Origin of the sequence: Blastomonas natatoria (assembly GCF_003201955.1) — a bacterium.
GTDB lineage: Bacteria > Pseudomonadota > Alphaproteobacteria > Sphingomonadales > Sphingomonadaceae > Blastomonas > Blastomonas natatoria.
This window is the reverse complement of the sequence record NZ_QJJM01000007.1, coordinates 178,829-199,479: the sequence shown is the minus strand read 5'-3', so window position 1 is coordinate 199,479 and position 20,651 is coordinate 178,829. Positions and strand designations below refer to the sequence as shown.

The 20,651-nt window shown below is 63.1% G+C and carries 20 protein-coding genes; 8 read left to right on the top strand and 12 right to left on the bottom strand.

Translation table 11 applies throughout. From position 1 onward, the window contains the following. Nucleotides 1–36: 36 nt before the first annotated feature. Complete coding sequence (locus C7451_RS10825) at nucleotides 37–1,173, bottom strand: acyl-CoA dehydrogenase family protein (RefSeq protein ID WP_110298963.1); 1,137 nt, start codon at nucleotides 1,171–1,173, stop codon at nucleotides 37–39. Between the two features lie 142 nt (nucleotides 1,174–1,315). Beyond that, nucleotides 1,316–2,497 carry an acyl-CoA dehydrogenase family protein gene (locus C7451_RS10820; RefSeq protein WP_110299033.1) on the bottom strand — a complete coding sequence of 394 codons (1,182 nt, stop codon included), beginning with the start codon at nucleotides 2,495–2,497 and terminating at the stop codon, nucleotides 1,316–1,318. Nucleotides 2,498–2,846: 349 nt separating this feature from the next. Between C7451_RS10820 and C7451_RS10815 the strand changes: the two genes are divergently transcribed. The 8 genes from C7451_RS10815 to C7451_RS10780 all read left to right on the top strand — a co-directional run bounded on the left by C7451_RS10815 (nucleotide 2,847) and on the right by C7451_RS10780 (nucleotide 12,808). Next, nucleotides 2,847–4,244 carry an MFS transporter gene (locus tag C7451_RS10815; protein ID WP_167398507.1) on the top strand — a complete coding sequence of 466 codons (1,398 nt, stop codon included), beginning with the start codon at nucleotides 2,847–2,849 and terminating at the stop codon, nucleotides 4,242–4,244. 26 nt (nucleotides 4,245–4,270) lie between these two features. Continuing rightward, entirely contained in the window at nucleotides 4,271–5,557 is a 1,287-nt protein-coding gene (locus tag C7451_RS10810; protein WP_110298961.1) for an acyl-CoA dehydrogenase family protein, read from the top strand. 171 nt (nucleotides 5,558–5,728) lie between these two features. Further along, nucleotides 5,729–6,811, top strand: coding sequence for a Zn-dependent alcohol dehydrogenase (locus tag C7451_RS10805; RefSeq protein ID WP_110298960.1), 1,083 nt, complete (start codon nucleotides 5,729–5,731; stop codon nucleotides 6,809–6,811). Nucleotides 6,812–6,832: 21 nt separating this feature from the next. After that, nucleotides 6,833–7,906, top strand: coding sequence for a phosphotransferase family protein (locus C7451_RS10800; protein WP_110298959.1), 1,074 nt, complete (start codon nucleotides 6,833–6,835; stop codon nucleotides 7,904–7,906). Beyond that, nucleotides 7,903–8,685 carry an SDR family NAD(P)-dependent oxidoreductase gene (locus tag C7451_RS10795; protein WP_110298958.1) on the top strand — a complete coding sequence of 261 codons (783 nt, stop codon included), beginning with the start codon at nucleotides 7,903–7,905 and terminating at the stop codon, nucleotides 8,683–8,685. The genes C7451_RS10800 and C7451_RS10795 overlap by 4 nt, the downstream gene beginning before the upstream one ends. Nucleotides 8,686–8,715: 30 nt before the next feature. Then, nucleotides 8,716–9,507 (top strand): SDR family NAD(P)-dependent oxidoreductase, encoded by a 792-nt coding sequence (locus tag C7451_RS10790; protein WP_110298957.1) that lies wholly within the window; start codon nucleotides 8,716–8,718, stop codon nucleotides 9,505–9,507. A 34-nt stretch (nucleotides 9,508–9,541) separates the two neighbouring features. Beyond that, entirely contained in the window at nucleotides 9,542–10,762 is a 1,221-nt protein-coding gene (locus C7451_RS10785) for a serine hydrolase domain-containing protein (protein WP_110298956.1), read from the top strand. An 18-nt stretch (nucleotides 10,763–10,780) separates the two neighbouring features. After that, entirely contained in the window at nucleotides 10,781–12,808 is a 2,028-nt protein-coding gene (locus C7451_RS10780; protein WP_110298955.1) for a 3-hydroxyacyl-CoA dehydrogenase NAD-binding domain-containing protein, read from the top strand. A 74-nt stretch (nucleotides 12,809–12,882) separates the two neighbouring features. Here the strand turns inward: C7451_RS10780 and C7451_RS10775 are convergent, their stop codons facing one another. The 10 genes from C7451_RS10775 to C7451_RS10730 all read right to left on the bottom strand — a co-directional run bounded on the left by C7451_RS10775 (nucleotide 12,883) and on the right by C7451_RS10730 (nucleotide 20,648). After that, entirely contained in the window at nucleotides 12,883–13,611 is a 729-nt protein-coding gene (locus C7451_RS10775; RefSeq protein WP_110298954.1) for a hypothetical protein, read from the bottom strand. Nucleotides 13,612–13,750: 139 nt separating this feature from the next. Beyond that, nucleotides 13,751–14,446, bottom strand: coding sequence for an ATP12 family chaperone protein (locus C7451_RS10770; protein WP_110298953.1), 696 nt, complete (start codon nucleotides 14,444–14,446; stop codon nucleotides 13,751–13,753). Nucleotides 14,447–14,456: 10 nt separating this feature from the next. Continuing rightward, nucleotides 14,457–14,678 carry a hypothetical protein gene (locus C7451_RS10765; protein WP_110298952.1) on the bottom strand — a complete coding sequence of 74 codons (222 nt, stop codon included), beginning with the start codon at nucleotides 14,676–14,678 and terminating at the stop codon, nucleotides 14,457–14,459. After that, nucleotides 14,675–15,343, bottom strand: a complete 669-nt coding sequence (locus C7451_RS10760; protein ID WP_110298951.1) for an HAD-IA family hydrolase — start codon at nucleotides 15,341–15,343, stop codon at nucleotides 14,675–14,677. The genes C7451_RS10765 and C7451_RS10760 overlap by 4 nt, the downstream gene beginning before the upstream one ends. Continuing rightward, on the bottom strand, nucleotides 15,340–16,647 hold the full coding sequence (locus C7451_RS10755) for an RluA family pseudouridine synthase (protein ID WP_110298950.1): 1,308 nt from the start codon (nucleotides 16,645–16,647) through the stop codon (nucleotides 15,340–15,342). The genes C7451_RS10760 and C7451_RS10755 overlap by 4 nt, the downstream gene beginning before the upstream one ends. Beyond that, a complete protein-coding gene (crcB, locus tag C7451_RS10750) occupies nucleotides 16,644–17,036 on the bottom strand; it encodes a fluoride efflux transporter CrcB (protein ID WP_110298949.1) in 393 nt (130 codons plus the stop codon). Before crcB ends, C7451_RS10755 begins: the two co-directional genes overlap by 4 nt. A gap of 61 nt (nucleotides 17,037–17,097) precedes the next feature. Continuing rightward, nucleotides 17,098–17,313 (bottom strand): hypothetical protein, encoded by a 216-nt coding sequence (locus tag C7451_RS10745; protein ID WP_110298948.1) that lies wholly within the window; start codon nucleotides 17,311–17,313, stop codon nucleotides 17,098–17,100. 62 nt (nucleotides 17,314–17,375) lie between these two features. Then, nucleotides 17,376–19,247, bottom strand: coding sequence for a signal peptide peptidase SppA (gene sppA, locus C7451_RS10740; RefSeq protein WP_110298947.1), 1,872 nt, complete (start codon nucleotides 19,245–19,247; stop codon nucleotides 17,376–17,378). A gap of 115 nt (nucleotides 19,248–19,362) precedes the next feature. Continuing rightward, nucleotides 19,363–19,842, bottom strand: a complete 480-nt coding sequence (locus C7451_RS10735) for a DoxX family protein (protein ID WP_110298946.1) — start codon at nucleotides 19,840–19,842, stop codon at nucleotides 19,363–19,365. 68 nt (nucleotides 19,843–19,910) lie between these two features. Continuing rightward, nucleotides 19,911–20,648: an HvfC/BufC family peptide modification chaperone gene (locus C7451_RS10730; RefSeq protein WP_110298945.1), complete on the bottom strand. Its 738-nt coding sequence runs from the start codon at nucleotides 20,646–20,648 to the stop codon at nucleotides 19,911–19,913. Nucleotides 20,649–20,651: the final 3 nt, after the last annotated feature.

The following is a 20,651-nucleotide window of genomic DNA, read 5'->3' as shown; positions in this document are numbered from 1 at the left end:
GTGTTCTCCCCAAGCGTGGCTGGGCGGTACCGACCATCAGTACCCGAATATCTCCGCAACCCGGCCAGCGTGGAAATTGGCATCGCCCATGAACTCGTTGAGCGCACGATCTCGCTTCATGTAGAAGCCAATATCATATTCATCTGTCATGCCGATGCCGCCGTGCATCTGCACGCCCTCGCGCACTGCCAGATTCGCGCTGCGACCTGCCTTGGCCTTGGCAACCGAGACATAGATGTCGGCGCTGTCCTTGCCCTCGTCGAGCAGCTGCTGCGCCTTGAGCACGGCGGCGCGCGCGATCTCCATCTCGCTGTACAGGTGCGCGGCGCGGTGCTGCAGCGCCTGGAATTCGCCAATCAGACGGCCGAACTGCTTGCGCTGTTTCAGATAATCGACCGTCATGTCCATCGCGCCCGATCCGACGCCGACAAGTTCGGCGGCAGAGCCGGCACGGCCCGCCTTGAGCAGCGCGGCAAGCACCTGCCAGCCCTGATCGACCTCGCCGATCACCGCGTCGCCATCGACCTCGACACCGTCGAGCGTGACATGCGCGGCCATGGAGCTGTCGACCAGCCGGGTGTTGTCGATCGACATGTTCGCAGCGTCCTTGTCGACCGCAAACAGAGTGATCCCGTCGGTCTCGCCCGGCGCGCCAGCGGTCCGCGCCGCCACGATCAGCGCGTCGGCGCTGGCGCCCTGCACAACGAACTGCTTCTTGCCACTGAGCTTGAAGCCGTTACCCGACTTTTCTGCCTTGGTCGCGATCTGCGCGGGGCGATGCTTGGCATGCTCGTCGATCGCCAGCGCCAGCACAGTCTCGCCCGCCAGGATGCCGGGGAAGAACTTGTCCTTGAGATGCTGGCCGCCATGGTTCAGCGCCGACACGCCTGCGACTGCCGTGGTCAGGAATGGCGAAGGCGACAGGTTGCGGCCGATCTCCTCAAGCACCACGCCGGCCTCGACATGGCCGAGCCCGAGCCCGCCATCGTCCTCGCCGATGAGGATCCCGGTAAAGCCCATCTCGCCGAACTGCTTCCACAGCGCATGGCGGAAACCGTCCTTGCAGCCTTCGTCGCGCAACTTGCGCATATGGCTGACCGGGGCTTCGGATTTGAGGAATTCGCGCGCGCTGTCGCGCAGCATGGCTTGGTCTTCGTTGAGGAACATGGGCATTTAAAGTCTCCGTCTCCCTTTCAGGGGAGAAGGCCGGGGAGAGGGAAGCGAAGCCCTGGCCGGCCCTTTAAAATATGGAAAAAACGAGGGGGTTGCCCCCTCTCCCAACCCTCTCCCCTGAAGGGGAGAGGGCCATAATGGCTCAAGCGCCCGGCAGGTCGAGGATGCGCTTGGAGATGACGTTGAGCATCACCTCGCTGGTGCCGCCCTCGATGCTGTTCGCCTTGGTGCGCAGCCAGTTGCGGGCCTTGGCACCGCCCTTGCTGGCTTCGCTTTCCCACTCGAGCGCGTCCGAACCGTTGCCCGCCATGACCAGCTCGTGACGACGCTTGTTCAATTCGGTCCCGGCGTATTTCATCATGTTGGGCTGGGCGGGATGCCCCTTGCCCGCCTTCATCTCGTCTCCGAAGCGCTCGGCCATCGCCTTGAATGCCAGCGCATCGACATCGAACTGCGCGAGTTCGGCGCGCAGGATGCCGTCGTCGAGCTGACCAAGGCCGTTGGTGCCGATCGAGTTCTTGAGCTGCGCGCCAAGCGACGGCGCGCCATCGCCCAGGCCACCGCCCGAGATCATCTCGCGCTCATGGCCGAGCAGATACTTGGCGACGTCCCAACCGCGGTTGAGTTCGCCGACGATCTGGTGCTTGGGCACCACGACATTGTCGAAGAAGGTCTCGCAGAAGGGCGAATTGCCGCTGATCAGCTTGATCGGCTTGGTGGTGACGCCGGGCGTCTCCATGTCGAACAGCAGGAACGAGATGCCCTGATACTTGTTCGTCTTGTCGGTGCGGACCAGACAGAAGATCCAGTCGCACTTGTCGGCATAGCTGGTCCAGATCTTCTGGCCGTTGACCACCCAGTGATCGCCCTTGTCCTCGCCATAGGTCTGCAAGCTGACGAGGTCCGATCCCGAACCCGGTTCCGAATAGCCCTGGCACCAGCGGATTTCGCCGCGCGCGATCTGGCCGAGATAATGCACCTTCTGCTCTTCGGTGCCAAAGTGCAGCAGCGCGGGGCCAAGCATCCAGATACCGAAGCTCGACAGCGGCGGTCGGGCATTGATGCGCGCCATTTCCTGGCGCAGGATCTTGGTTTCAGCTGCCGACAGGCCGGCACCGCCATAGGCCTTGGGCCAGTCGGGCACGGTATAGCCCTTGGCGACACAGCGATCGAGCCACAGCTTCTGCGCCTCGTTCTTGAACTTCCAGTTGCGTCTGCCCCAGCACACGTCGTCGTCGCCGCGCACCGGCTCGCGCATCTCGGCGGGGCAATTCTCCTCCAGCCATGCGCGCACTTCTGTCCTGAACTGATCGAGATCGCTCATCGTCATCCTCTCTGCGCCTGAATTCATTACGGGTCCCAACGGGCTTTGGCCGGGAAGCTTTTCCTGCGGCCAAAACCGTCCGTCGCGGACCAATCTATGGTGGACGCAAGGCGGCTGCAAGCCTGTTGAATCCTAGGCCCGATGCCGTAACGTCACCCTCACGGCGGTTGACGTTTACGGTAGCTGCCATATGGTATCGGCCAAAGGACACGGACAGGAGAGAATCAATGCAGCGGGCCAGACCGGCCATTGCATCGCGCGTGCGAGAGCACCGGGCGAACCAGCCGCGCGGCGGCCATTTGCGTTGCATTGCGTGACGGTTCTCGGCGCTCCTCCTATGGCTCCGACAGTGCAAAAAGTGTCGATGGGCACCAAGCTGGCGTTCGGCTTCGGGTCGGTGGCCTACGGCATCAAGGACAACGGCTTTGCGGTCTTCCTGCTGATCTATTTCAACCAGGTCATCGGCATGCCGGCAGAACAGGTCGGCCTTGCCGTCGCTCTGGCTCTCGTGGCGGATGCGTTCTTCGACCCCTTTGTCGGACACCGGTCGGACTCGACGCGCAGCCGCTGGGGGCGCCGCCATCCCTGGCTCTATGGGGCAGCGCTGCCGATCGCGCTGTCGTGGCTGCTGCTGTGGAACCCGCCCGAATGGAGCAACGGCTCGCTGTTCTTCTACCTGATCGCGGTCGCGATGGCAGTGCGCTTTTCCTTTTCGGCCTATGAGGTCCCGGCACTGGCGATGCTGCCCGAGATGACGCGCGATTATCACGAACGCACCGAGGTGCTGCGCTATCGCTTCCTGTTCGGCTGGATGGGCGGGCTGGTGATGCTCTACGCCGCCTATGCGCTGCTGCTGGTGCCCGAGCCAGGTTACGACAACGGCGTGCTCAATCCGAACGGTTATCATCGCTATGCGCTGGTCGGCTCGGCGGTGATGATCGTGTCGGTTGTGGTGTCGGCACTCGGGACGCACAGGCTGCTCGCACATCCCAATACCGATGCGCCGGCGGCGCATTCCCACGGTCTGAAGGACTTTCTCACGGCACTGCGCTTCCGGCCGTTCCAGCTACTGCTGGCCGCCGGGATGTGCGCGTTCGCCAATCAGGGGCTGTTCTTCGCGCTGCAGAACTATCTGATGCTCTACGTCTGGGAGTTCCAACAGAGCGTTTTCAACATCTATCCGTTCGTGCTGTTCCTCGGCGTCGCGCTCGCCTTCTTCATCGTGGGCCCCGCCTCGCGCCGGCTCGAAAAGCCGCGCACCGCAGCAATTGCCTCGCTGCTCTCGCTGATTTTCGCCACCGCGCCCTATTGGCTGCGGCTCGCAGGGCTGTTTCCGGCGACGGGCGGGGGCATGGCGACGGTGCTGATCCTCTCGCTCATCGCCTTGTCCATCACATTCGGCATCTGTGCGATGATGATGATCAGTTCAATGATCGCGGACGTCACCGATGCCAGCGAGGCCGAGACCGGCAAGCGCACCGAGGGCATCTTCTTCGCCGGGTTCTTCTTCATGCAGAAATGCATCGGCGGACTAGGCATTCTAGCCTCTGCGCTGATCCTCGCCATTGCCGGTTTTCCCGACAATGCCCAGCCGGGCCAGGTCGCGCCAGACGTGATCGACCGGCTCGCGCTGACCTTTGCCATCGCCACCACCGTGATCGGCCTTGTCTGTGCCTGGCTGTTTACCCGCTTTCCTCTGGGCCGCGCCGATCATGAAGCGCGGCTGGCCCAGATCGCCCAACCCTGAAGAATTTCACGAAAGGAAGATGAGCCATGGATTTTGACCTTACCGAACGCCAGGCCTATTGGCGCGACCGCGTCCGCAGCCATATCGAGGCGCATGTCCGCCCGCGCGTGAAGGATTATTACGCGCAGCAGGCCGAGGGCGGCCGCTGGAAGGTGCTGCAGGTCATCGAGGACGAGAAGGCCAAGGCCAAGGCTGCTGGCATCTGGAACCTGTTCATGCCGCCGTCGAACCCCAATCTGCCGCATGTCGACGACAGCTTCGAATTTGACGGCCCGGGTCTTACCAACCTCGAATATGCGCTGTGCGCCGAGGAAATGGGCCGGGTCGAGATGGCGAGCGAGATCTTCAACTGCTCCGCGCCCGACACCGGCAACATGGAAGTGCTGCACCGCTATGGTACCGCCGCACACAAGGAGCAGTGGCTCAAGCCCCTGATGAATGGCGAAATCCGCTCGGCCTTCCTGATGACCGAGCCGCAGGTCGCCTCGTCGGATGCGACCAATATCGAGACCTCGATCCGCCGCGAGGGCGACGAATATGTGATCAATGGCCGCAAATGGTGGTCGTCCGGCGCGGGCGATCCGCGCTGCAAGATCGCGATCGTGATGGGCAAGACCGATTTCGAGGCCAAGCGCCATGCACAGCAATCGATGGTGCTGATGCCGCTCGACGCGCCGGGCGTGAACATCCTGCGCCATCTGCCGGTCTTCGGCTATGACGATGCCCCGCACGGCCATATGGAAATCGAGCTCAAGGACGTGCGCATTCCGGCCAGCAACATGCTGCTCGGCGAAGGCCGCGGCTTCGAGATCGCGCAGGGCCGCCTCGGGCCGGGCCGCATCCATCACTGCATGCGCACCATCGGTGTCGCCGAAGAGGCGCTGGCCAAGATGGTCCGTCGCCTGCAGTCGCGCGTCGCTTTCGGCAAGCGGATTTCCGAGCACTCGATCTGGGAACAGCGGATCGCAGAGGCGCGGATCGATATCGAGATGACGCGTCTGCTCTGCCTCAAGGCAGCCGACATGATGGACAAGGTCGGCAACAAATACGCCAAGGCCGAGATCGCGATGATCAAGGTCGCCGCCCCGCGCATCGCGCTCAAGGTCATCGACGATGCCATCCAGGCGCATGGCGGCGCGGGCGTCAGCGAGGATTTCGGTCTCGCCAAGGCCTATGCGCACATGCGCACGCTGCGTCTCGCGGACGGTCCGGACGAAGTGCACAATCGCACCATCGCCCGGCTCGAAATGGGCAAGCATGGCGTGAATTCGGAAGAAGGCTTCACCTCAGGGGACCTGGGCGTGGCGCGGTGACGATCAGGCCCTCTCTCCTTTAGGGGAGAGGGAAAGCTTCGCTTCAGCGAAGCAGGGAGAGGGGCAAGCGTGCGCCAAGCCGCATCCCCTCTCCAACTGCGCCTAGACAGCAAGCTGCCAAGGCTTCGTTTCCTTTCCCCTGAAGGGGCGAGGAGCAATCGGGAGAGACTCATGAAAGCTGCCATCTGTTTCGAACCGGGCACGCCGCTCGAAATTCGCGACGTCACGATCGACAAGCCCGGCCCACGCGAGGTGTTGATCCGCACCGCTGCCACCGGCGTCTGCCGATCGGACCTGCATTTCGTCGACGGCAGCTATCCCGCCCCCCTGCCCTTCATTCCTGGCCATGAAGCCGCCGGCATTGTCGAGGCGGTGGGCGACGGCGTATCGACGGTGAGGCCCGGAGATGCGGTGGTCACGTGCCTCAGCGCCTATTGCGGGCATTGCGAGTTCTGCGTCACCGGACGCATGGCCCTGTGCATCGGGCAGGATACGAAGCGCGGACCGCACCAGCACCCTCGGCTCAGCCTGGATGGCGCGCCGGTCAACCAGCTGCTCAACCTGTCGGCCTATGCCGAACAGATGCTGGTGCACGAACACGCCTGTGTCGCGATCAACCCCGACATGCCGCTCGATCGCGCCTGTGTGATCGGCTGCGCAGTGACGACGGGCGCGGGCGCGGTGTTCAATGCGGCGGACGTGACGCCGGGCGAGACGGTCGCGATCGTCGGCTGCGGCGGGGTGGGGCTTGCGGCAGTCAATGCGGCGAAGATCGCGGGCGCGGGCCGCATCATCGCGATCGATCCGGTGGCCGACAAGCGCGCGCTAGCCGAGAAACTGGGCGCGACCGATTGCATCGATTCGAGCGCCGATGGTGCGGCCGAACAGGTGATCGAGCTGACGAAGGGTGGTGTCCACCATGCTATCGAGGCGGTGGGACGCCCTGCTTCGGCCAATATGGCGGTCAAGGTGCTCCGGCGTGGCGGAACCGCGACGATCCTCGGCATGATGCCGCTCGCCGAAAAGGTCGGCCTCAGTGCCATGGAACTGCTGCAGGGCAAGAAGCTGCAGGGTTCGCTGATGGGCAACAATCGTTTTCCGGTTGAAATCCCGCGCCTTGTCGAGTTCTACATGCGCGGAATGCTTGACCTCGACACGATCATTGCCGAACGCTTGCCGCTGGGACGCATCAACGAGGCATTCGACGCGCTCAGGGTCGGTGATTCTGCGCGGTCAGTCATCGTCTATAACTGAACTGGGTGGGGAATTTCTGAAATGGAACAGATCGACGCGCAGGCGACGATGACCGGCACGATGGACGTGCCCGAGCAGGACCGGCTCGACGAGGCAAGTCTGACCCGCTGGTTCGAGGCCAATGTCGAGGGCTTTGAAGGACCGCTTTCGCTCTCCAAGTTCAAGGGCGGCCAGTCCAACCCGACCTACAAGGTCACGACGCCGGGCGCCGCCTACGTGCTGCGCCGCAAGCCCTTTGGTCCGCTTCTGCCTTCGGCGCATGCGGTCGATCGCGAATACAAGGTGCAGGCCGCGCTGTACGAGCAAGGCTTCCCCGTCTCGCGCCAGTTCGGGCTGTGCCAGGATGACTCGGTCATCGGATCGATGTTCTACGTCATGGCCTTCACCGATGGCGCCAGCTATTGGGACGGTACCCTGCCCGGCAAGACGCCGGAGCAGCGCACCGCCATCTACCATGCGATGATCGATACGCTCGCACACCTGCACAGCTTCGATCCTGCAGCGATCGGCCTCGAGGATTACGGCAAGCCCGGCAATTACTGCGCGCGCCAGATCTCGCGCTGGACCAAGCAGTATCGTTTGTCCGAGACCGAGACGATTCCGGAGATGGACCGGCTGATCGAATGGCTGGAAAGGACCGTGCCCGAACAGCGCGGTTTCGGCATCGCGCACGGCGATTTCCGCATCGACAACATGATCTTCGCGCATGACGAGCCCAAGGTCATCGCCCTGCTCGACTGGGAGCTCTCGACGCTCGGCGATCCGATCGCGGACTTGAGCTATTTCCTGATGAGCTGGGTTCAGCCTGCCGAGGGCCGCAACGGGCTGCTCGGCGTCGATACCAAGGCGCTGGGCATCCCGACGCTCGAAGAGGCGCTCGCGCGCTATGTCGAGAAGGCCGGGCTCGACGAGGTGCCGGACATGGACTGGTATCTCGCCTATAACCAGTTCCGCATTGCCGCGATCCTGCAAGGCATCAAGAAACGCGTGATCGATGGCACCGCGTCCAGCGCCCAGGCCGCGCAGATGGCGCAGCGTGTCATCCCGCTCGCCCAGGCGGCGTGGGAATATGCCAAGAAGGCCGGCGCGCAGTGAGCGATGGCAGCTTCGATCTGACCGGGCGCGTGGCGATCGTAACCGGATCGTCGCGCGGCATTGGCGCAGCGATCGCGCGCAAATATGCTGCGCATGGTGCGAAGGTGGCGATCTCGAGCCGAAACCAGGACGCCTGCGATGCGGTCGCTGCCGAACTCAACAGCGAGTTTGGCGAAGGCACCGCAATTGCCGTCGCCGCCAGCATCTCGCGCAAGGAAGACCTGCAGAACCTGGTCGACCGCACCCGCGCCGAGCTTGGGCCCATCGATATCCTCGTCTGCAACGCCGCCAGCAACCCCTATTACGGCCCGATGGCAGGGATCAGCGACGACCAGTTCCGCAAGATCATGGACAACAACATCCTGTCCAACCACTGGCTGGCCCAGATGGCGCTGCCCGACATGAAGGCTGCGGGCAAGGGGTCGATGATCATCATCTCGTCGATCGGCGGCATGCAGGGATCGGGCAGCATCGGCGTCTACAATATCTCGAAAGCTGCAGACTTTCAGCTCGCCCGGAATCTGGCCTATGAGCTGGGCCCCGACAATATCCGGGTGAACTGCATCGCGCCCGGCCTGATCCAGACCGAGATGGCGCGCGCGCTGTGGGAGGACGAGAAGGTGATGGGCTATGTCCGCCGCATCACCCCGCTGCGCCGCATTGGCCAGCCCGAAGAGATTGCAGGCGCAGCGGTGTTTCTTGCATCGGACGCATCAACCTATATCACCGGCCAGTCGATCGTGATCGATGGCGGCACAACCATAGCAGCGGCGCTGTAAGCCGCGAAAAGCAGAGCGAGAGGGAATTCCATGGATTTGCAGGGCAAGGTTGCAATCGTTACCGGGGCGGGCAGCGGCATCGGCCGCGCAAGCTCGCTGCTGTTCGCCGCGCACGGGGCAAAGGTCATAGCAACCGACATAACCGGCAAGCAGGACGAGACCGCCGCGCAGAACCCGGATGCCATCACGGCGGTCCAGGCCGATGCCAGCAGCGAAGCCGATGTGCAGATGCTTGTCGCCAAGGCGCTCGAACTGCATGGTCGGCTCGACGTGTTCTTTGCCAATGCAGGGATTTCGGGCGGGTTCGACGGCATTTTCGACCAGACGGTGGAAGAATGGGAGCGCATCCTGAAGATCAACCTGATCGGCCCCTTCCTGGCAATCAAGCATGCGGGCAAGGTGATCGCCGATGCCGGAAACGGCGGCTCGATCATCTGCACGGCCTCGGTCGCAGGGCTTCGTTCGGGCGCAGGTGGCCCCGCCTATACCGCGAGCAAGGCGGGCGTGATCAACCTGGTGCGCATCGCCGCGCAGCAGTTCACCGGCAGCAACGTGCGCTGCAATGCGATCTGCCCCGGCCTCATCGAAACCGGCATGACCGAGTTCATCTACACGAAGGCGCGCGAAAAGGGCTTCGAAGACAAGATCGGTCAGCTCAATCCGATGCAGCGCGGCGGCGTGCCGAACGAGATAGCCGAGGCGGCGCTGTTCCTGGCCTCTGATCGTTCGAGCTATGTCAACGGCCACGCGCTGGTGGTCGATGGCGGGCTCACCAGCTCGCACCCCTATGCGCGGCAGCGCTTTGGCCAGACGGCCACCTGATCCCTGTCCTCCCTGGAGAAATGAAAGTTACCTGATGACCCTTACCGTGTCGGATCCGGCTGACCTTGGCTTCAACCACGCCTTGCTCGAGCGCATTCCCGTCCACATCCGTACCAAATATCTCGATACCAGACGCCTGCCACATGCAGCCCTGCTGATCGGTCGCGGGCACGAGCTTGCGCACCTGTCGCTGCAGGGAGATGCGCGCGAGGGTCAGGCGCTCCAGCAGGATACGATCTTCCGCATCGCCAGCATGACGAAGCCGATCACATCGGTCGCCTTCATGCAGCTGGTCGAGGAAGGCCGCATCGCATTGTCCGATCCGGTGCACCGCATCATTCCCGAATGGAAGGACCTGGGCGTTTTCGTCTCGGGCGGCGGCGCGCAGCCATTCGTCACGCGTCCCACGACGCAGCCGATGCGAATGATCGACCTGCTGCGGCACACATCGGGCCTGACCTATGGCTTTCAGGAGCGCACACCGATCGACGCTGCCTATCGCGCGCGCAAGCTCGAAGCCTTTGCCGGGCCGGATCTTGAGGAGTTCATCAGGATCCTCGCGCAGATCCCCCTGCAGTTCGACCCCGGCACGGCGTGGAACTATTCTATCTCGACCGATATCCTTGGCGCGATCCTTCAGCGGATGGATGACAAGCCGCTCGACGAAGTGATTGCCGATCGCATCACCAAGCCGCTCGGCATGGTCGACACGCATTTCCAGATTCCGCAGGAAAAGCTCGATCGCGTGCCTGATTGCTATGTCTTCCACCCGACCGAGAAGATGAAGCTCTACGATCCGGGCGCGACCACCGCCTGGGGCCGCAAGCCCAGCCAGCTTTCGGGCGGCGGCGGAATGGCCTCCACGCTTGCCGACTATCACCGCTTCTGCCGCATGCTGCTCAATGGTGGGCGGCTTGAAGGCGCGCGCATTCTGGGCCGCAAGACGCTCGACCTGATGGTCGCGAACCATCTGCCCGGCGGTGGCGACCTGACCCAGCACAGCAAGGCGCTGTTCAGCGAGGCGGAAAATGCAGGCGCAGGCTTTGGCCTGGGCTTTGCGACCACCATCGACAATGCCGCGACCGGCGTCGCGGGATCGAATGGCGATTTCTACTGGGGCGGCATGTTCTCCACCGCCTTTTTCGTCGATCCGGCGGAGGATGTGATCATGATCTTCATGACGCAACTGATGCCTTCCAGCACCTACCCGATCCGGCGTGAGATCAAGTCGATGCTCTACGCCGCGGTCGAATAAGCCAAAGGAACCTGATTCATGACCGATTCACCGATCTCCACCGCGAAACATGGCGATATTCTTGTCGTCACCTCGGATAGCCCGCCGGTCAACGCGCTTGGTGCAGCCGTGCGTATCGGCCTCGACAAGGCGTTCGACGAAGCTGCATCCGATGACAGCATCAAGGCCGTGGTACTGATCTGCGCCGGACAGACCTTCTTCGCCGGAGCGGATATCACCGAGTTCGGCAAGCCGCCGGTCGAGCCGATGCTGCCTGCGGTCATCGCCAAGATGGAAGCGCTCGACAAGCCGGTGGTTGCCGCGATCCATGGCACCGCATTGGGTGGCGGCCTGGAGACGGCACTTTGCGCGCATTACCGCGTCGCCGTGCCCTCGGCCAAGCTTGGTGTGCCCGAAGTCAAGCTTGGCCTGCTACCTGGCGCAGGCGGCACGCAGCGCCTGCCGCGCATCGTCGGCGTCAAGGCCGCGCTCGAGATGACCGCCAAGGGCGATCCCATCGCCGCCAAGCTCGCCAATCAATGGGGTCTGGTCGATGAGATCGTCGAGGAAGGCAAGCTGCTCGAAGGCGCGCTGGCCTTTGCCGAGAAGATCAAGGCCGTGCGCCCTGTACCCCGGATCAGCGAACGCGAGGCCAAGGCCGACGCGGACACGATCGAGGCGTTCAGGAAGGAAAATGCCCGCAAGTTCCGCGGCTTTGATGCACCGGCTGCAAACATCGCCTGCGTCGAAGCGGCGACCCGCCTGCCCTTTGCCGAGGGTCTGGAGTTCGAGCGCGGCGAGTTCATGAAGCTGATGTTCGGTTCGCAGTCCGCAGCGCAACGGCACATCTTCTTCGCCGAGCGCAAGGCGAGCAAGATCGACGGCATCGCCAGCGACATCGCACTGCGTCCGATCGCCAAGGTTGGCGTGATCGGCGCTGGCACGATGGGCGGCGGCATCACCATGAACTTCCTGTCCGCAGGCATTCCGGTGACCATCGTCGAACAGGCCGAGGAAGCGCTGAACCGCGGTGTCGGCGTGGTGCGCAAGAACTATGAGGCAAGCGCGGCAAAGGGCCGCCTGACCACCGAGCAGGTGGAAAAGGCGATGGGCCTTCTCACCCCCTCGCTCTCGCTCGACGATCTCGCCGATTGCGACCTGATCATCGAGGCGATCTTCGAGAACATGGACGTCAAGAAGGAAGTGTTCGGCAAGCTCGATGCCATTGCCAAGCCCGGCGCCATCCTGGCCAGCAACACCAGCTATCTGAACGTCGACGAGATCGCGGCCTCGACCAGTCGTCCGGCTGACGTGCTGGGCATGCACTTCTTCTCGCCCGCCAATGTCATGAAGCTGCTGGAGGTCGTGCGCGGCGCGAAAACCGCAGATGACGTGCTCGCGACGGTCATGAACCTGTCGAAGAAGATCAAGAAGGTCGCGGTGGTCGCGGGCGTTTGCCACGGCTTTATCGGCAACCGCATGCTGATGCCGCGCCAGGTCGAGGCCAACAAGCTCTTGATGGAAGGCGCAACGCCCGAGCAGATCGACCGCGTCCATGTCGAGTTCGGCATGCCGATGGGGCCGTTCCAGATGAGCGACCTCGCTGGTGTCGATATCGGGTGGCACCGCGATCCGAGCCGGATCGAGAGCATCCGCGATGCGCTGTGCGCAGAGGATCGCTGGGGCCAGAAAAAGGGTGCGGGCTTCTATGATTATGACGAGAAGCGCAACCCCACGCCCAGCGCGCGGGTCGCCGAGATCATCGAGGATTTCCGCTCGCGCTCGAACATGCCCAAGCGCGACATCAGCGATCAGGAAATCATCGAGCGCACGCTCTATACGATGGTCAACGAAGGCGCGATGATCCTCGAAGAAGGGATGGCACAGCGCGCATCGGACATCGATGTCGTGTGGATCTATGGCTATGGCTGGCCGGTCTATCGCGGTGGTCCGATGTTCTGGGCTGGCCTGGAAGGTACGCCGAAGATCGTCGAGGGCCTGAAAAAGCACGGCTTTGCCGTGTCGCCGCTGCTCGCCGAAAAGGCCGAAAAGAACGAAGGTTTCTGACCTTCAGGGACAGGACACGAAAAAACCCCGCCGGAGCGATCCGGCGGGGTTTTCAGTACCTTCGATGCAAACGATCAGGCAGCGCCGAGAATGGCGTCAACCGCAGGCTTGTTGGCGGCGCTGACAATGCCCTTTTCGCGAAGTTCGGTGCCGACAGGCTTTGCAGCTTCTAGATAGCTTGCCTCGCCAGTGGACTGGTTGAGACCGATGAGGCTCGAGAATTCGGCGTTGGCGAGATCAGCATTTGCCGGATCAGCCGCGCGGCCTTCCTTCGCGATGGCCAGTGCCTGCTCGAAGTGCGGCTTGGCTGCCATCTTGTCCTGCTTGGTCAGGTTATAGTTGCCCAGATTAACCAGAATCGCGACAAGCGTGTTGCGAACTCCCGCATTGGCCTTGTCCGCTTCGTAGACCTTCATCCACTGCGGCGCGGCCTCCTTGTAGAGCGGTGCAATCGCGTCGATCTTGCCCAACGCACCCTGAGAGTTGGCTGTAATGGTCAATGCGCTCGCGAGGAAACCCGCATTCTGGATATTGGAAGGGTCACGCGCCACGATTTCGCGGATGGTCGGCAACGCCGGTTCCATCTTCGCGATCACTTCCGCGTGATTGCCGGCAGCCTGTGCCTGCTGGGCCGCAGTGAAATCGGCGATCGCCTTGTTCTGTGCCTCGACCTGCTCGGGGGTCAGTGCAGGCGCTGCAGCCTGTGTGGACTGGCCGGCGGAGGCAGCGGCTTCCTGCGCCATGGCAGGTGCTGCAACAGCAGCAGCGGAGAGAAACAGTGCGGTAACGGCAGATTTCAGCATCGGAAAAATTCTCCTCAATGGGGTGCGATGCAGCCTACCCGGAAAGGATCTTGCGACCCAGTGAAACGGCATGGCTGCTTCGACTGAAAAAACAATGGCAACGTTTCAAGAACGCAGATGAAGCGCCATCGTTCCGGCCTTAGCCATTGACAGTACAGCAAAATCGCCAGGCAGCGTCAAATGCGGCCCGTCGATGATCGCGAGCCGCGACCGCTTCGGCATCAGCACCCCACAGTTCTTCCTGCCACAGTTCCTCGAGGCATATCGCCTGCCAGATCGTCCCGGAATCAACGGCTTGCTCAAGAAGCGCGAGCGCACTGACCAGCGAACCACCGATGCCGACCAGAGTCGACAACCCGGCCAGCGTGAATGCGTCCATCGCACTGACACTGGTTCTCAACCGCGACAGACTGTGCGCTGATTGCGGCTGATGGATGATGCCGGCCACACGGATGAGCCGGATATCATAGCGATTTTCGGCCCATTGCAGAATGGGTTCCCAGATGCGATCCTGCCTCTCGGCCAAAGGGTCGCCCGGATCGGCGCGATAGCAAAGGGTGTCGGTCTCGCCATAGGCGGCGATATCGTCGACAAAGCGCTGACGCTGTCGCGCGACCTGATCGATCGCGGCATTGGCAAAGCCGGTCAGCGGCATCGACGCAATGATGATCTCGTCATCCTGCGCGTCCCATTCGTGTGCAATGGCATCAGCCATGGCCTGGCTTGGCAGCACCAGCGGTTCGCGCAGCGGAGTTTTCACCGGACGGTTGTCAAGCAGGAGCGCATGGCCGCCTTCGACCTGCTGGATGGAGACAGTCTTGTAGAAACGCTTCATCTGTACTCGATCATTCCGATGTCGGGGTTTTCCAGCGTTTGACGAGCATCTGGGGCAGCAGCAGGAATTCCACGATCCCCAAAGCCAGCAGCACATAGCCCAGTTCGCCCGGCAGCCCTGCTATCCGCCCAAAGCTGATTGCGACCGCCAGCGCGATGGTAATGGCGCCCGCCAGACGGACTGCACCGATGACAAAGAACCGCGAGCGCGCGCGCCGTTCGTCTGCAGTCATGCCCCGCTCCGGACGATCTGGTCATAGAGTTGGTCCATGTCGAACGCGATCGAGGCCGCTCCGGCTGCCTCCAGTTCATGCGCGTCATGATAGCCCCAGTCCACACCGATAGGCCGGACATTGGCGGCGACACCCATCGCCATGTCATAGCTGGTGTCACCGATCATGACCGCACGCTCCGGATCGGCACCCGCGTCAGCGAGCGCCTGGAAGATCATCGAGGGATGCGGCTTGGATGGGTGGCGATCGGCAGTCTGCAGCGAAATGAAACGCTGTCTGATGCCATGATGGGTGAGGCACAGATCAAGCCCGCGATCGGACTTGCCGGTCGCCACGGCGAGCAGCCAGCCGGCCGCATCGAGCCGGTCGAGCAGCTGTAGCAGGCCGTCGTAAAGCGGTTCGTGCTGCAGCGTGCCGTTGCCGCGCAATTCGTGAAACGCGTTCTTGTAATGGTCGGCCAGCACGACATGAAAGCCAGGATCGGCATCGGGCAGCATCACCCGCATCGCCTCGACCAGCGAGAGCCCGACGATCCGCCTGACCAGATGATGATCCGGATGGCCCAGGCCTTCGGCTGCATAGGCGAGTTCCATTGCCCGACAGATATTGGCCTGGCTGTCGACCAGCGTGCCATCGCAATCAAAAATCGCAAGCTGTACGGTCATGGCTTGCGAGGGCCTGTCTTGGGTGCGGTGCGCGGCTTGGGAGGCCTTGGCTTTGCAGCCGAACCAGCCGATTTCGCCTTGGGCTTGCCGCTCGGCTTGGCCGGCGCCGACCGGCTCCGCCGCTCGCCGCGCCGTTCCTTGCGCAGCGACTTGGCATGCGCCTTGGCCTGCTGCTTCTTCACCTCGCGCGTGGTGGGCGGCGGGCCGTCATCGGCGAAGGCGGCATCGCCCAGCGAAAGGTCGAAGCCGAGCTGCTCCATGGAATCGGCGAAATGTTCGGGCAGATCGGCGATCACGTCGATCGCCGGGCCGTCGGGATGCGCGATCTTCAGCCGACGCGCATGAAGGTGCATCTTGCGGCTGATCGTTCCGGTCAGGAACGCATCGGGCCCGCCATATTTGCCATCGCCGACAATCGGATGGCCGATCGCCGCCAGGTGGACGCGCAGCTGATGCGTGCGCCCGGTAAAGGGCTGCAATGCGACCCAGGCGGCGCGCGATCCGGCTCGTTCGATCACCTGATAGGCGGTGCGCGACGGCTGACCGTTTTCCCTGTCCACATGCATCTTCTCGCCACCGGTCCCCGGCTGCTTGGCAATGGGCAGCTCGATGAGGCCGGAATAGATATCGGGCACGCCGACTACTAGTGCCCAATATATCTTCTTGGCGCTCCGCCCGGCAAAGCGCTTCGAGAAATAGGCGGCGCTGCCCGGTGTACGCGCGAGCAGCAAGGCGCCCGAGGTGTCCTTGTCGAGCCGATGCACGAGCTTTGGCCGCACCGGGCTTTCATAGGTGAGCGCCTCGGTCAGACCATCGACATGCGCATGGGTGCGCGTTCCGCCCTGGGTGGCGAGGCCCGGCGGCTTGTTGATGACGAGCGCCGCACGATCCTTGTGAATCACCAGCGACTGCGCGAAAGCGACCTGATCTTCGGTCAGCGTGCGCGGCGCAGGCTTGGCGGCGGGACGATCGGTATCGCCATCGGCGGGAGGAATCCGGATGGTCTGTCCAGCAGCGATGCGGTCGCCGGGTCCGACGCGCTTTCCGTCGAGCCGCACCTGACCTGTGCGCGCCCAGCGCGAGACGAGATTGAAGTTCACATCGGGCAGGTGCCGGTGGAACCAGCGATCGAGCCGGATGCCGTCATCGTCCGCGTCGACAGTGAACTGCCGAGCTTCGGCAGATTCTTTCGAGATGGAAGCGCCCACGCCAGCCGCACGCGCCCGGCCCGTGGAAGGACGGCGCGGGCCGGAGGGCTTGCCTGTCGCAAGCTTGCGCGACGGGGTTCTTGCAGGCGGCTTCATGCGAGCGCCCTTGTTACGACAAAACCGATGGCGAGGGCACCCAGCGAGAGCAGCACCGATGCAAGCACATAGCCGGATGCGGTCAACAGCGCACCGCGCTCAAGCATCTGGAACAGTTCAAGCGAGAATGCGGAGAATGTCGTGAAGCCACCCAGCACACCGACGCCGACCAACAACCGCATCGGTTCCGCGACATGGCCCTTCAATACCAAGGCGGCGAGGATCCCCATCAGCAGACCGCCGAGAACATTGACCGCCAGCGTTGCGGCGGGATAGCCACCCTGGCCCAGCCGGATGGCGAGTTGTGTCGCCTGGAATCGAAGAGCAGCGCCAATAGCGCCGCCCGCCATCACCAGACCGGTGGCCTTGAAAGTCAAATGCGCGTCCATTCCGCTGCCTTAGCGGGATTGGACGCGCATTGGGAAGGGTTATTCGCTGTCCGTGCGGCCGTCAGGCAGCATGGCCATCGCGCGCAGCGGCTTCGGCCTGCTCGAGTTCGGCTGCTTCCGAGCTGTCGAGCGCGTCGGCCGCATCGCGGGCCTTCTCTTCAACCTTCTGCTTGTCAGCGGCAAATTCTTCCTGGGCTTCGCGAAAGTTCTGCGCAGCCTTGTAATTACCCTCGCCAAATTCCTTGCCCGCGTTCGGGTTCTCGGCCTTGTCGGTCATCTGTGTGCTCCTGGTCCACTAAGCTTCTGGACCGGATACGCGAGCCGCCAAGGCCGGTTCCCTCAGCGCCTGAGCAGGGTAGCCAGCCAGCCTGTATCGGCCTTGGCGATGTACCGCGGTGGCAACGCGCCCGAGCATTCGAGGCACCAGGCCTGGACGCCCTCTGCGCCGCCCAGAACATTGAGGTCGCCGAGCACCTGGCCAAGCGCCGCGCGCTGCTGCCAGGCGAGCCGGGCCACCAGACCAGTAGCCTGCTTTTCCTCCTCCGCCGGCGCGAACATGCCCGAAACGAATTGCTCGAAAGGATCGGGCTCGGTCTCGAGATATTTCACGCTATAGCTGTCCTTGCCGAGCTTGGCGCGTTTTGCCGCTTCGGCAATGGCATCGTCGATCGATCCAAAACGGTCGACCAGCTTGATCTGGCGTGCGGTGCCGCCATCCCATACGCGGCCCTGCGCGATGTTGTCGACCTGATCGACGCTCATGCCCCGCGCCTTTCCGACCAGCATCAGAAAACGGCGATAGTCATGCTCGATCGTGCGCTGGATGAAGGTATCGACGGTGCTGTTGAACCCGCCCAACACGTCGGGCTGACCCGAAAGCGGCGTGGTTGCGACACCATCGGCCTTGACGCCATATTCGGCAAGCGCCCGTTCGAAACTGGGCAGCACGGCAAAAATGCCGATCGATCCGGTAATGGTGGAAGGCTCGGCAAAGATCGTGTCCCCAGCGGTTGCCACCCAATAGCCGCCGCTGGCCGCAACATTACCCATCGACACGACCACGGGAATCTTGCGAGCACGATATTCCTCGATCGCACGGCGAATCTGCTCGGAGGCAAAGGCCGATCCGCCTGGCGAATCGACCCGCACGACTAGCGCCTTGACGTTGTCGCGCTTGAGACCTTCATGGAGCAGTTCCTCTATGCGGTCGCCCCCGGCGGTGCCGGGTCCGGCCTCGCCATCGACGATCGTGCCCGCAATGGTCACGACCTGCACCTCGTCACCGCCGGTCTTGGCCGGGTTGGCTGCAACCCAGTCTTTCAGACTGGTGTGCTTGAACGCGCCGGGACCTTCGTCGTCGTCGGCCCCGGCAAGCTTGGCCACGCGCTTGCCGAAGGTCGTGCGATCGCCGACCTTGTCGACGATCTTGCGGTCAGTCGCGATCTTGACCAGATCGCCATTGGCGGCCGTCACCGCGCCTGCGGGATCGGCAATCAGCCCGGCGATATCGGCCTGAGGCCGCGCCTTCCTGACGACAGCCTGCCAGTTTTCCCAGATCGGCCGATAGACGGCGAGCAGCGCCTGTTCGGCCTCGGGCGACTGGTCGGAGCGCAAATAGGGTTCGACCGCGCTCTTGAAGGTGCCGACGCGATAGACATGCGCGGTTACCTTGAAGCGATCGAGTGCGTCCTTGTAGTAAAGACGGGTGCCGCCGGGGCCGGTAAACGCTGCACCGCCCATCGGATCGACCCAGATTTCGCTGCCGTGCGAGGCAAGCATATAGGCGGCATCGCTATAGAAGGTGGCAAAGCTGAGCACCGGCTTGCCCTTGGCCTTGGCTCGGCCGATCGCCTCGCCCACCTGCTCGAGAGAAACCTGGCCGCCGCCCATGAAGCTGGCAAGATCGAGCACGATGACCTTGATCCGGTCATCGCTCGCTGCAGTGTCGATCGCGCGGATCAGGTCACGCTCGCGATATTGCTTGAGCGGTGCCTGGCCGCCGAGGACAGTCGCGAAGGGATCGATATTCTCCGGCTCCTCGACAATCACGCCATCCAGTTTCACCAACAGCGCGCCATCGGTGACCGCAGCCGGATTGGGTCGCCACGACAAGGCTGCCAGTATCAGCCCGAAGAACATCAGCATCGCGAGCAGGACCAGACCGTCCTTGATCGCCACCAGCACCTTCCAGGCGCCTTTCACAAAACCCATTATCTGCTCCGCATCGGGCGGACATGCCCCAGGCACCCTATCTAGGTCAGCCGGGGTTGATTTGCCACTGCCTCGCGCGACAGACGGCTCATGCAGTTCGACCGTCGACTTGAGGTCAATGCGCAAAGCCCGATGGGCGGGGCGGCAGGGCGGGAAGGAAGCGGCGCTCGACCAGCCTGTCGAGCGCGAACAGCCCACCTCCGCGCGCCACCAGAATGATCGAAAGCCCGAACCACATGACATGCGGGTTCCAGAAGGCTTCGGGATAGACGAACAGCTGGATTACGGTTGTCATCACGAACAGTCCGGCTGCGCCGAAGCGCGTCGCCAGGCCCAGCATCACCAGTATCGGTAGCGCATGCTCGGCATAGGTCGCGATCGTGCCGGTAATCTCGGGCGCTGGCATGTGATATTCGTCGCGAAACAGGTCATAGGTGATTGGGTTGATCGTGAGGAAGCTCCCCTCCTCCACCTTGGTGCGCGCCGAGCGCCAGAATTGCGCCGCAAGTGCCAGCCGCACCACCAGCAGGGCAAGGCCGTTGAACACAGGGCTATCGAGCAGCGCCAGGCCGCGCTGGATCAGGGTTTTCATCATGGGTCATCCGGCAAGTTGGGACTTGAGCGAGATCGAGACCACCCTGGCGCGCCGGGCACCCTGCCCGATTACCCCCTGGATCGTACCAGCGCCCTGGCGCCAATGAGCGCAAAGACTGCCGGCAGTGCCTCTGCCTCACCAGCCCGTTCGACGGCTTGGGACAGAAGGTTACCCATCAGGGCCGGAAATCGCACCTGCGACAGAAGGTCGGCGGGTAAGGCGGCCAGCGGGTGCAGCAGCACCTCGTGCTCCGGCCGCGTGATGAGCAGATGGCGCATATGGGCCGCAGCGCTATCATCGAGCTCGGGCATCAGATGACCAACCGAGCCTTGCGTCTCGACCAGCCTTGCCGATGGGTGCAGTGCAAGACCGAGATCGAGCAGGCCGGGCTCATCCAGACCGGCGAGATCGGCCAGTTGCAGCGCCACCGCCTCGGCCGCGTGATAGCTTTGCAGCCAGGCCCATTCGATCCGGGCCAGGTCGACGGCTGCACCATCATGCCCTTGGTCCGCGAGATAATCGGCAAACCCCTCGCCCAGTCCCATCAACTTGCGTGAGCGAACGTCGGCGCGTTCGATGAACGTCCGCGAAAGCGCGTTGAACTCTGCCTCGCCCATATGTGCTCGGGTGCGCGGATAGGTCTCTTCCAGAGCCACAAGCCGGGCGTGGCTGATGGTATTGGCATGCGCCTTCAGCCCAAGCAGCGCGCGTTCGGGAGAACCGGCAAATAGGCCTTCGGGAAAGGCCGCCGGCCCCTGTTGCAGCACCTTGATGAAGCGTGTCTGATCGTCGTGCAGATCGCCCATCGG